Source organism: Lactobacillus delbrueckii subsp. delbrueckii DSM 20074 = JCM 1012 (assembly GCF_001433875.1).
GTDB classification, from domain to species: Bacteria; Bacillota; Bacilli; order Lactobacillales; family Lactobacillaceae; genus Lactobacillus; species Lactobacillus delbrueckii.
The window spans coordinates 1-11,561 of the sequence record NZ_AZCR01000048.1; the positions used below are offsets into that span (position 1 = coordinate 1).

An 11,561-nucleotide genomic window follows, 5' to 3' on the forward strand; every position below is an offset into this window, starting at 1 on the left:
TTGTCGTTATTAACATTGTAAGGGACAACCCTTCTTTTTTTGTTGCCTATTTTCTATTTACACAAGAATTTATACTGAACCTTAAAAAAAAGCACCCTTAGTACTTTACGAGATAAAATGAAAGTATTATCATTAAGATGAGAAAATTACGATTAGGTTGAGCGTAACACCAAACGCTGAACTTTATCTGTGGCAAATTGGTATTGTTATCAGTGTAATTTTTCACATCACAGAGAACGCGAACCAGCCGGTTCGCGTTTTTTGTTTCTCTTTATTTTGCTTAAGCTGTCTTGGTCACGTCCACCCAGGCCGTATAGTCAGAGTATTTTTCCAGAGCCTGGGCGGCCAAGGCCACGGTGGCTGAAGACTCAGGAAGTTCAATTACGTTAACGTCAGTATCTTTGAAAAAATCTTTTACTCGTTCAACTGCCATTGTTTAACCTGCTTTCTCTGCTCAAGAAGCCTATTAATCTAAGATTAGAAATATTTTAAAAAGCAGTATAAACCTTTTTGACCGCGGCGGCAAGTCCGGCGATATCTTCCGGCATCGTCGTGCAGCAGCCCCCGACCAGTTTTGCCCCGGCCGCCAGCCAGTCAGCCCCCGCCTGGCCAAAGTCCGCGGCTTCCGGCGGGTAGACCCACTTTTTAACAGAAGGATCGTATTCGGCCCCGAAATTAGGGTAAACGACGATTGGCAATTTAGAAGCGCGGAGATTTTTCACCACATCGACAGTCCAGGCCAGCTTGAAGCAGTTGGCCCCGGCCGCGAAGACCTGGGCATAGGCGCTGACTTCCTCGACCGCTTCAGTTAAAGGCAGGCCCTCGCTGATAGTGGCCGGATCCTTTAAGGAAAAGCTGACGTAAACCGGCAGGTCCGGGTACTTGGCCTTGAGGTAGTCCAGAATAGCTCTGACTTCGCTCAGCTTAGGCTGAGTCTCAACCGCCAGGCAGTCTACCCCGCCGGCAACTAATTCTTCAATCCGCGGGGCGTGAAAGTCCACGTATTCTTCATGGCTTAAAGCATAGTCGCCCCGGTATTCACTGCCGTCAGCCAGGTAGGCTCCGTAAGGGCCAACTGAACCAGCCACGAAGTTGTGGATGCCGGTCGCTTTTTCAAAGTCGTCTCTGGCCTTAATGGCCACGGCAGCTGACTCTCTGATTAAGCCTCGAGCCGCGTCCTCACTTAATCCGTGCTTCATGAAGGCCGACAGGCTGGCCTGGTAGCTGTCGGTGATCGTGACCCGGGCGCCGGCCTTGAAGTACTCCTGGTGGACCCGGTAGACCAGGTCTGGGTTATCCGCGAGGGCCTTGGCTGTCCAGAGGTCGGAATTGGTGTCTTCGCCCCAGGCTTCAAGCGGCGTGGACATGGACCCGTCCAAAGTCACCGGGCCTTGGGTCAGAAGGGTTGGTAAATCCGCCATCGTTTTTCCTCCATCATGTGTTATCATGTTACTGTTTATTTTAATAAAAACCAATCTGTTTTGAAGAGGTATTTTTATGGCTCAACAAGAAAAAGTCGACCACCTCGAGCGGAAGATGGAAGCCCGGCATATTCAGATGATCTCCCTGGGCGGGGTCATCGGGACCGGTCTCTTCTTAAGCTCGGGATATACCATCAGCCAGGCCGGACCCATCGGCACGATTATCGCCTATTTCTTCGGGGCGATCCTGGTTTACGCCGTCATGCTCTGCCTGGGCGAATTGTCGGTGGCCATGCCCTACACGGGTTCCTTCCACGTTTACGCTAAGAACCTGCTTAATCCGGCCACCGGCTTTACGGTCGCCATTCTCTACTGGCTGACCTGGACTATTGCCCTGGGCAGCGAGTTTACCGCGGCGGGGATTATCATGCGGCACTGGTTTCCCTCTGTCCCCGTCTGGATCTGGAGCCTGGTCTTCATGATTTTGATTTTCCTCTCCAATTTCTTCTCGGTCAAGATTTTCGCGGAAAGCGAGTTTTGGTTCGCGGCCGTCAAGGTAGCGGCAATCGTCGCCTTCATCATCTTAGGGGGACTGGCGGTGGTCGGAGTTATTCCTTCAAAAGGCAGCCAGGGAGCACCAGGTTTGACCAACCTGACCGAGGACGGCTGGTTCCCGACTGGTTTTGGCGGTTTTTTTACCACTATGCTCACGGTCAACTTTGCCTTCTCGGGGACGGAACTGATCGGGATCACGGCCGGGGAAGCCAAGGAACCGGAAAAGACCCTGCCTAAGGCCATCCACACCACCTTATGGCGGCTAATCATCTTCTTCATCGGCTCCATCTTCATCATGGCCTGCCTTATCCCCTACAAGCAAGCCGGCGTTACCGAAAGTCCCTTCGTCCACGTCTTTAACATGATGGGGATTCCTTTTGCCAGCGACTTGATGAACTTCGTCGTTTTGACGGCCATCATCTCTGCCGGCAATTCCGGCCTCTATGCCTCAACCAGAATGCTCTGGTCCCTGGGCAATGAGGGAACTATCCCAGTTGTTTTTGCAAAAACCAACAAAAGAGGGATTCCGGCCATCTCCTTGCTGATAAGCATGCTGGGTGGGGTCTTCTCCCTCTTGACCAGTGTCTACGCGGCTGACACGATCTACCTGGTCCTGGTTTCCATCTCCGGCGTGGCGGTGGTCTTCGTCTGGATGGCGATCGCCCTGTGCCAGCTCAAGTTCCGGCAGAAGTGGCTGAAAGAAGGGCATACGGAGGGCGAGCTCAAGTTCAAGACCCCCCTCTATCCTTTCACGCCTTGGTTTGCCTTTATCGCCAGCCTGGCCTCCTGCCTTTTGATCTGGTTTGACCCTTCCCAGAGGATAGCCTTGTACGCGACGATTCCATTCGTGATCTTCTGCTACGTCGCCCACCATTTCTATGCTAAAAACCAGGAGAAAAAGCAGACCAGCCTTTAACAAGAGCGTCTTCGGGCGCTTTTCTTTTTGCCTGGGAATCGAATCAAATCAAATCTAATCAAATCTAATCAAATCGTTGACGACATTGACGCGATTCGCTAAAATATGATTAGATTGCAAGCAGTAAAAAGGAGGCGCGCCATGCTTACGCCAAATGATTCCAGCAGCTTTGAAAACCAGCTTTCTCCCCGCCAGGACTTGACCTTCAACTCCCTGCAGGCCCTTTTTGACCAGCAGGGTCTCCCCTTTAGCCCGCCGTCCAGCCAGTTCGGCATCCTCCAGTTCAGTAATTTCGACCTCCTGGTCTCTGACCAGTGCCCTTACACGATCAAGTGCGCTGTTTTTAAGGGGACAGACCAGGATGAATTCCTGGACCGGCAGGAGTTTACCGGTTCCCTGGCCGCTCAATTCCAGCAGGTCTACGCTTTTTTGGAAAAGCACAACCCAGTAGAGAGCCAGATTAAGGGACTTTACCGGGAAGACCGGCCAGCCTACCCCAATCAGGCCTTAAGAGAAGCCTTGATGAACGCGATTATCCACAGGGACTACAGCAACCCGGCCAGCAGCTTGATCAACTTATACACAGACCGGGTGGAATTCATTTCTTTTGGCGGCCTCATGCCCGGGATTAGCCTGGAAGACATCCAGCTGGGCCTGTCAGTTTGCCGGAACAAGCGCTTGGCTGACCTCTTTTACCAGCTGAAGCTGGTGGAATCCTACGGAACGGGGTTAGCCAGAATCAAGAGTGCCTACAAGGGCAGCCGCCTTGCGCCCCAGATTCTAGCCGCTCCCAGCTCTTTTAAGGTGGTCCTACCCCATTACCAGGCAGCTGTTAAAGCAGCTTCTAAACCAGTCAAAAAGGCGGTAACACCTGCTCCTTCCCTTAGCCCAGCCCCCAAGCCAAAGGCCCGGGCAACTGGCAATGAAGAAACCGTTTTGGCTTTTGGCAAAGAGCATGGGGAATTTATCAGAAGCGATATTGAGGAGCTCTTAGGGGTCAGCCCAGCTACGGCGACCCGGCTCTTGCGGCAGATGGAAAACAGTGGCTTGGTTCTCAAGCGGGGCAAAGCCAAGGCCATCCGCTACTGGATCAGCGAAAATTCATAAACAAACAGTTCGGTTCCTGACTAAACGTGCTAACATAGGTAGGGACTTTTTTTATCCAAAAAATTACAATCCAATAGAAATCTGGCAACAATCATGCAACAATTTACTCCGATTCTTTTAGGCAGCGACATCAATGTTTACGGGATGGCTCGGTCCTTCCACGAGGCTTACGGGATCAAGGTCCAGGCCTGGGGCGCGTCCACTTTAGCCCCGACCCGGTATTCAAAGATCGTTGACATCGAGGTTCACCCGGGCCTTACTGAAGACCCGGAATTCATCAAGGTTATGCGCGAGAAGATCAAGGAATACAAGAAGCACCCGGAACCGGTGATCTTGATCTCCTGCGGGGACGGTTACTCAGAACTTTTAGCCAAGCACAAGCAGGAACTGGAAGAGGCCTTCATCGTTCCTTATATCGACTACGCCCTCTTGGAAAAACTGATTTCTAAGGAGGGCTTCTACGAGGTCTGTGAAGAATACGGCCTGCCTTACCCGAAGACCAAGGTCATCACTATGTCCGCTTACAAGGATGGTTCTTACGCCGACGTACCCTTCCCCTTCCCGGTCGTTTTAAAGCCGGAAGACCCGGTTTCCTGGCTGGACGTCCAGTTTGAAGGGCGGAAGAAGGCTTTTGTCATCAAGGACCTGGACGAATTCAAGGATATTGTGGGCAAGATCTACACCAATGGCTACAAGGAGGACTTGATTTTGCAGGACTTCATCCCGGGCGATGACTCCAACATGCGGGTCTTGAACGCTTATGTGGACAAGAATCACCAGGTCAAGATGATGTGCCTGGGCCACCCCCTCTTGGAAGACCCGGACCCGATTGCCATCGGCAACTACATGGTAATCGCGCCGGACTATGACGAGAAGCTCTACCAGACTGTCCAGGCCTTTTTGGAAAAGATCAACTACACGGGCATGGCCAACTTTGACATCAAGTACGACGTCCGCGACGGCCAGTACAAGTTCTTTGAGATCAACCTCCGCCAAGGCCGGTCCAGCTTCTACGTCACTTTGAACGGCTACAACCTGGCTAAGTGGTATGTGGACGACTATGTGGAAGACTCGCTTAAGGACCAGCCAGTTGTTTACGGCAACCTGGATCCGGCCAAGCACAAGCTTTGGTTGGGTGTACCGGACAAGATTTTTGAACAATACGCGGTCGACTCCCTGGCCAAAAAGGAAGCCTTGGCACTTCTGCGGGCCGGCAAGGTGGGCACCACGGTCTTCTATAAGCCGGACATGAACGTCAAGCGCTGGCTCTTGATGAAGCACATGTACCACAACTACTACAAGGATTACCAGAAGTACTTCAAGGTCAATAAGGAGCAGTACTTCGAGAAAAAGTAAGAAACACAAACTTATGCACAGGAAAAAGAGGAATCTTGTGGAAGATCCCTCTTTTTTGCGAACTATTTTTCTGTCCTGTTTAAAAGTTGTGGATAATCCGCAGGCAAATGTGCAGGGCTTTGGCCTGGGAGGCCTGACCCCAATCGCGGTCATCATGCGCCTCCACGTTAGCCAGGGAATCAGCCGTGTAGAGGAGCTGGCCGAATTCAGCGCCCCGTTTAGCGGCAACAGCAGCCATTGAGGCGCACTCCATCTCTACCACCTGGCAGCCTTCCCCGCGTCGGTATTCGACCATGTCCTGGGTTTCCCGGAAAAAGCCGTCAGTCGTCCAGGTCGTGCAGGGCTCAAACGGTAGTCCCTGCTCTTTTAAGCCTTGGCCAATTTTTTCAACAGCTACTGGGTCAAGGTCTACATAGCGGCTAGCCGGCAGGTACTTGTAGGAAGTGCCTTCATCTCTTAAAGCCCGGGTCGGGATCAAGAAGTCGTTTTCCTTAATGTCCACCAAGGTCCCGCAGGAGCCAACAGCCAGAAACTTCCGGCAGCCAAGGGCGATCAAAGCATCCATGAACTGGGCGGCGGGACCACCTAATGGTGCCCGGCATAAGCACAGCTACTCACCTTGGTTCTCAATAATATAGATCGGCCGCAGGCGGTCAATCGTAATAAAGTGGTCAGCCACAGTTGCCTTTACCTGCTCGGCATACTTATCGACTTCGTCCCCTAAGAAGGCAAAGAGGCATTTTTCCGGCAGCCTTACGCCTTCATTATCATGGCCCGGCTTCAGAACTTCCTGGGAAACCGGATCATATTCCAAAATCGGCAATTCGTTTTTCTCGACCATAATCTAGTCCTTTCCAGTTTAAGCAAGTTAAAGTATAACAAATTACTACTTTTTGGTGAAAAGATTTTCTGTAACAGACAGAGTAAGCTTGACAAAGATTAGCGGCTAGTGTATCTTTTAAATATACTTTAATTTTGTAAGTAAGGAAAAGCTGACATGACTAACTTTTCTGGTCAAAACACGAACACTATGTGTGCTTGCGGCATGATGTGCGGCATGTGTTTTGCTATGCAAATTTACGATAGTGACGGCTTTTCTGTCAGTCCGTAAAGGACCAAGCGGTTCTTTCGCGATATCAGACCAGGCTTATTGCCAAGGCTCAGTCACTATTGACTGGGCCTTTTTCTTTTGTCCTGGCCTTTAATTCGGTTCTAATACAAACCTGGCTTGTCCTGCTTTGCTAGAAAGGAGCTGTCAAAAATTTTACACAGCATTTTCACCGACTACCTGCCGCAAATCTTCGCGGCCGGTTTCAAATACACCATCACCCTGGCCATCATTTCCTTCATTCTTGGCTTGATCATCGCGCTGGTCACTGCCTTGGTGAGGATTTCAGACAAGGGCGGCGGCTTTTTAATCATCAAGGCTATCTTCCGCTTCTATGTCTGGCTCTTCCGGTCAACACCCCTGCTGGTGCAGCTTTTTATCGTCTACTTCGGCCTGCCTTATTTAAAAATCCCCGGCCTTTTGCCTAACGGGATCAAACTGGCTCCTTTTACCGCCGGCATTATCACCTTCTCTTTGAACACCGGGGCCTACGCTTCAGAGACGATCCGGGCTGCTATTCAATCCGTGCCGCGCGAACAATGGGAAGCAGCTGCTTCCATCGGCATGAACCGGGGAAAGACTCTGAGAAGAATCATCCTGCCCCAAGCTCTAAAAGTTTCCATCCCGCCTTTGTCCAACAGCTTCATCGGCTTGGTCAAGGACACGTCCCTGGCAGCCTCAATCACCATTGTGGAAATGTTTGAAGTCAGCCAGCAGATCGCCGCGGAAAACTACCAGCCCCTGATCATGTACAGCCTGGTTGCCCTGGTTTACGCTCTCTTCTGCAGCGTCCTCTCCTGGCTCCAGGGCTGGCTTGAAAAGGCAAGCAGCCGGCATAGCAAAGAAAGCGAGGCAGAAGCATGAAAATCACTAAGGTAAACAAGACTTTTGGCAACCACCAAGTTTTAAAAAACATTTCTCTGGACTTCCCTGCCGGCAAAACTACCGTTTTGGTTGGCCCATCCGGCTCCGGGAAATCCACTATTCTCCGCTCCTTAGACCTGCTGGAGCGGCCGGAAAGCGGAAACTTTGACCTGGATGAGCTCCACATTGATTTTTCCCAAAAAATCAAAGACGCGGATATCTTAACTGTCCGCAAGAAGACCGGGATGGTCTTTCAGTCCTACAACCTCTTCCCCCACTTCACGGTCTTGCAGAACGTGACCGAAGGCCCTGTCCAGGTTCTAGGGAAAAAGAAGGCTGACGCGGAGGCTGAAGCCAAGCAGCTCCTGGCCAAGGTAGGCCTGGCCGACAAAGCAGACTTTTACCCAGAGACGCTTTCTGGCGGGCAGGCGCAGAGAGTCGCGATCGCCAGGTCCCTGGCCATGCATCCCGAATACATCTTGCTAGATGAGCCGACCAGTGCCCTGGACCCCGAACTGGAAATGGAAGTGCTGAAGGTGCTCTTGGAACTAGCTAAGGAAAAGCAGTCCCTGGTCATCGTAACCCATAATCTGGCATTTGCCCGGCGGGTCGCCGACAAGATCGTCTTTGTGGAAAACGGAGAGATCCTCTACGATGGAGATGCCGGGAAATTTTTTGCTCAAGACAATGACAACCAGCGGATCCAGGACTTCCTTAATTCCATGTCCCTGGCCAGCTTGGACTGATTTTTAGCAAAAATCGCAAAACTAAAAATATAAACAGAAAAGAGAAACATCATGAAAAAATCAATCAAGAAAATCTTGTCCTTTTTAGCAGTTGCGGGAATTGGCGCCAGCCTGGCCGCTTGCTCCTCATCTTCCAGCTCATCCTCAAGTTCTTCTTCCTACCAGTCAGAACTGACCAGCAAGGGGACTTTGACGATCGGTCTGGAAGGCACTTATGCCCCATATTCTTACCGGAAGAGCGGCAAGCTGACCGGTTTTGAAGTCGACTTAGGCAAGGCCGTTGCTAAAAAGCTGGGCTTAAAAGCCAAGTTTGTTCCAACCAAGTGGGATTCCTTGATCGCCGGCCTGGGCTCTAGCAAGTACGATGTAGTTTTGAACAACATCACTCAAACACCAGAACGCAAGAAGGTCTACAATTTCTCTGACCCTTACATTTATTCCCGCTACGCCTTGATCACCAAAAAGTCCAGCAAGGTTACCAAGTTAAGCCAGATCCAAGGGAAAAAGTGGGCTGAAGGCACTGGGACCAACAACGCGGCCCTGGTTAAGAAGTACAAGGGGACCATCGTTCCTTCTGAGGATTTTTCAACCAGTCTGTCCTTAGTCCGCCAAGGCCGCGTGGACGGGACAATCAATGCCGCTGAAGCCTGGTATGCGTATGCCAAGGATAACAACACCAAGGACTTAAAGATGACCGACTTGTCCAAGCAAGTTGATCCAGTTAAGGTTTCCGCTCTTTTCAACAAGAAGAACACCAAGCTTTTGGCCAAGTTCAACAAGGCCTTAGCCGAAGTCAGAAAAGAAGGCACTTTGAAGAAGCTCTCCATCAAGTACTTTGGGGCTGATATCACTAAGAGCAACTAAGCTTCAAGCAAAAAATGAAGACAAAAGAAAAGGAGTCAGTTCCGGTTTGGAACTGGCTCCTTTTAGATGCAGAGAATTATATGGGATAGTGTGCTTTAAGCGTGGAATTCGATTACTACGCAGACCATAGCATTGCTGCCGCTGCTGTGGTGGCCTACGCCGATGTAGGCGGTGTGGTTGCCAGATACGAGATCAAGGCTTTTTACCGGATCAGCGACTTGTCAGCAAAAGAGCTGAATCAGCGCTCCAAGAGTGCCTTCTTTTGCTTAGCGGAATACTTCATCCAGACCAATGCTGTCGGAGACGCATGCCTTTGACGAGTTAATCAAGGAATTGGAAAAAAGAGATAAGAACTAGGTGACTACCATGACTGAAATAATGCCACAATTTATCCAGGTCAAGCTTGACCGGGCCAAGAAGGAAACGACTGAAGAAGTGACTAAAGAAACGACTGAGAAGGTGACTAGATATTACTTGCTCAACATTCTCAACACCATTAACTTAACTCTGGATGGAGCCATGGACCTCTTGGGCATCCCCGAAGCAGACCGCCCTATGTACAAATACCTGCTCAAGAAAAAGTAAGCAGCAAAAAAGCGGACAAGGCAAACTTGTCCGCTTTTCTTACGCTTTAATTTTATAATTCATCGCCGTTTGAAGCGATAACCTTTTGGTACCAGTAGTATGAATCCTTAGGCAGGCGCTTAAGCGTACCTTCGCCCTTGTCATCACGGTCAACGTAGATGAAGCCATACCGCTTGGACATTTGACCAGTTCCAGCAGAAACGCAGTCAATGCAGCCCCAAGTCGTGTAGGCACGCAGGTCAACCCCATGTTCAACTGCCTTGTCCATCGCCTTGATGTGCTTTCTCAAGTAGTCAATCCGGTAATCGTCATGAACAGTACCATCTTCTAGCTTATCAACGGCACCAAGACCATTTTCCACCACCATCATTGGGATGCCATAACGGTCATACATCTTTTCCAAGTACAGTTGCAAGCCGTCTGGGTCAGTTGACCAGCCCCATTCAGAGTATTCAAGATATGGGTTCTTAGCGCCGGCAGCGAAGTTGCCCTTAGCCTTTTCGCCAACATCATGGGTGGTAACCATGTTTGACATGTAGTATGAGAAGGTGTACATGTCAACTTTACCTTCCTTCATGACTTCAAGGTCGCCATCTTCAATCTTCAAATGAACATTGTGTTCATCCCATAAGCGCTTGGCAAAACTTGGATACTCACCCTTAGCTTGCGCGTCAGCACAGTAAAGCTGGCTCAATTCTTCTTCATAGCGAGCAGCCAAAGCATCCTTTGGATCAGGAGTGCCTGGGTAGTAAACAGAACCGGCAATCATGTTCCCGATCATGAAGTCTGGGTTGATCTTGTGGCCTGCAACAACTGCCTTAGCGGAAGCAACGAATTGGTGGTGCAGCTTTTGGTAAGCCTTTTGGTAATCTGCATCAGATACCTTGCCATCACCCACCAGCTTCAAGAACATCAAAGATGAGTTGATTTCGTTGAAGGTCAGCCAGTACTTAACCAGGTCCTTGTATTCCTTGAACAAGGTCGTCGCGTACTTAACGTAGAGGTCAATCATCTTGCGGTCTTGCCAGTCGTTGTACTTTTCGCCTAAAGCCAATGGGTCTTCATAGTGGGAAATCGTAACTAATGGTTCAATCCCGTTCTTCTTCAATTCTTCAAAGACTCTGCGGTAGAAGTCCAGCCCTTCCTGGTTTGGCTTGTCTTCTTCACCGGTTGGGAAAATCCGCGTCCAGGCAATGGAAGTTCTGAATACCTTAAAGCCCATGTCCGCGAACATCTTGATGTCTTCCTTGTAGTGATGGTAAAAATCGATCGCTACATGGTTCGGGTAGTATTCATTGTCAAAAATCTTCCCCTTAGCGCCCTTTGGCAAGGAGCTGGCGAACATCCCAGCTACTTTGCCATCCTTGCCATCCAAAGTGTAAGTCAGATAACGCGGACTTTCCAAAGAGCCGGCCGTGGTAATGTCAGTCACTGACAAGCCCTTGCCGCCTTCGTTGTATCCACCTTCAACTTGGTTAGCAGCTACGGCGCCGCCCCACAAAAAGTCTTTTCTAAAATGAGCCATTATTTTTCCTCCTAAATTGTAAGTTCAGGTTTATTCGTCTAAATCAGTTGTAGCAGCAAGCTATTTGCTCTTACAAACAGTATGGTATCATATAGGAAAGCGATTACTCCCCATTTCTTAAAGCACTTAGGGACAATTCATAAAGGAGAAAAGGACATGCCCATTGCTTACGAAGAGATCGACAATCTCGCCCGCCTCCCCTTCAAATTTTTCAAAAGATCAAATTACGCTCCTAAAGCCCCCACCCACTGGCATACCGGAATCGAAATCGATTATTTGGTATCTGGGGAAGACTTCAAGGTTGTCATTGCTGGCCAGACCCACCATTACAATTCCGGCGATATCTGGGCTATTGACAGCTCACAGATTCATGCCGCGACGGGGCACAAAGACCGGTATTATTATGTGATGGGACTGATTATTGACAATAATTTTTCGCCAATTGCAAGAATAAATTGAACACTTACCATAACATCTAGCAGATTTTGACTATCTACGCCGGTAAATGCGGTCA

12 protein-coding genes and 1 pseudogene are annotated in these 11,561 nt (G+C 49.8%); 9 read left to right on the forward strand and 4 right to left on the reverse strand.

All coding sequences use genetic code 11. From position 1 onward, the window contains the following. Positions 1-280: 280 nt before the first annotated feature. On the reverse strand, positions 281-433 hold the full coding sequence (locus FD23_RS09400) for a YbaK/EbsC family protein (protein ID WP_230844789.1): 153 nt from the start codon (positions 431-433) through the stop codon (positions 281-283). Between the two features lie 55 nt (positions 434-488). Continuing rightward, positions 489-1,421 (reverse strand): homocysteine S-methyltransferase, encoded by a 933-nt coding sequence (gene mmuM, locus FD23_RS06605; protein ID WP_052933544.1) that lies wholly within the window; start codon positions 1,419-1,421, stop codon positions 489-491. Positions 1,422-1,497: 76 nt separating this feature from the next. Here mmuM and FD23_RS06610 point away from each other — a divergent pair, with 76 nt between their 5' ends. From FD23_RS06610 to FD23_RS06620, 3 genes are all read left to right on the forward strand, one after another. Further along, on the forward strand, positions 1,498-2,892 hold the full coding sequence (locus tag FD23_RS06610; RefSeq protein ID WP_025896140.1) for an amino acid permease: 1,395 nt from the start codon (positions 1,498-1,500) through the stop codon (positions 2,890-2,892). 141 nt (positions 2,893-3,033) lie between these two features. Next, positions 3,034-3,999, forward strand: coding sequence for an ATP-binding protein (locus FD23_RS06615; RefSeq protein ID WP_025896139.1), 966 nt, complete (start codon positions 3,034-3,036; stop codon positions 3,997-3,999). Between the two features lie 93 nt (positions 4,000-4,092). Continuing rightward, positions 4,093-5,355 carry a carboxylate--amine ligase gene (locus FD23_RS06620; protein WP_025896138.1) on the forward strand — a complete coding sequence of 421 codons (1,263 nt, stop codon included), beginning with the start codon at positions 4,093-4,095 and terminating at the stop codon, positions 5,353-5,355. 79 nt (positions 5,356-5,434) lie between these two features. On the opposite strand, the pseudogene FD23_RS06625 reads toward FD23_RS06620, so the two are convergent. After that, positions 5,435-6,196 (reverse strand): annotated as a pseudogene (locus FD23_RS06625) (nucleoside phosphorylase). A gap of 411 nt (positions 6,197-6,607) precedes the next feature. Here FD23_RS06625 and FD23_RS06630 point away from each other — a divergent pair. The 5 genes from FD23_RS06630 to FD23_RS06650 all read left to right on the forward strand — a co-directional run bounded on the left by FD23_RS06630 (position 6,608) and on the right by FD23_RS06650 (position 9,522). Further along, on the forward strand, positions 6,608-7,327 hold the full coding sequence (locus FD23_RS06630) for an amino acid ABC transporter permease (RefSeq protein ID WP_152790522.1): 720 nt from the start codon (positions 6,608-6,610) through the stop codon (positions 7,325-7,327). Further along, on the forward strand, positions 7,324-8,073 hold the full coding sequence (locus FD23_RS06635; protein ID WP_025896136.1) for an amino acid ABC transporter ATP-binding protein: 750 nt from the start codon (positions 7,324-7,326) through the stop codon (positions 8,071-8,073). Before FD23_RS06630 ends, FD23_RS06635 begins: the two co-directional genes overlap by 4 nt. Before the next feature lie 51 nt (positions 8,074-8,124). Then, positions 8,125-8,937, forward strand: a complete 813-nt coding sequence (locus tag FD23_RS06640; protein ID WP_025896135.1) for a transporter substrate-binding domain-containing protein — start codon at positions 8,125-8,127, stop codon at positions 8,935-8,937. 101 nt (positions 8,938-9,038) lie between these two features. Next, positions 9,039-9,254: a hypothetical protein gene (locus tag FD23_RS06645; protein WP_025896134.1), complete on the forward strand. Its 216-nt coding sequence runs from the start codon at positions 9,039-9,041 to the stop codon at positions 9,252-9,254. Positions 9,255-9,303: 49 nt separating this feature from the next. Then, positions 9,304-9,522 carry a hypothetical protein gene (locus FD23_RS06650; RefSeq protein WP_025896133.1) on the forward strand — a complete coding sequence of 73 codons (219 nt, stop codon included), beginning with the start codon at positions 9,304-9,306 and terminating at the stop codon, positions 9,520-9,522. 52 nt (positions 9,523-9,574) lie between these two features. Here the strand turns inward: FD23_RS06650 and FD23_RS06655 are convergent, their stop codons facing one another. Next, positions 9,575-11,047, reverse strand: coding sequence for a glycoside hydrolase family 1 protein (locus FD23_RS06655; RefSeq protein WP_013439055.1), 1,473 nt, complete (start codon positions 11,045-11,047; stop codon positions 9,575-9,577). A 156-nt stretch (positions 11,048-11,203) separates the two neighbouring features. Between FD23_RS06655 and FD23_RS06660 the strand changes: the two genes are divergently transcribed. After that, positions 11,204-11,506 carry a cupin domain-containing protein gene (locus FD23_RS06660; protein ID WP_230844788.1) on the forward strand — a complete coding sequence of 101 codons (303 nt, stop codon included), beginning with the start codon at positions 11,204-11,206 and terminating at the stop codon, positions 11,504-11,506. The last annotated feature ends 55 nt before the right edge of the window (positions 11,507-11,561 follow it).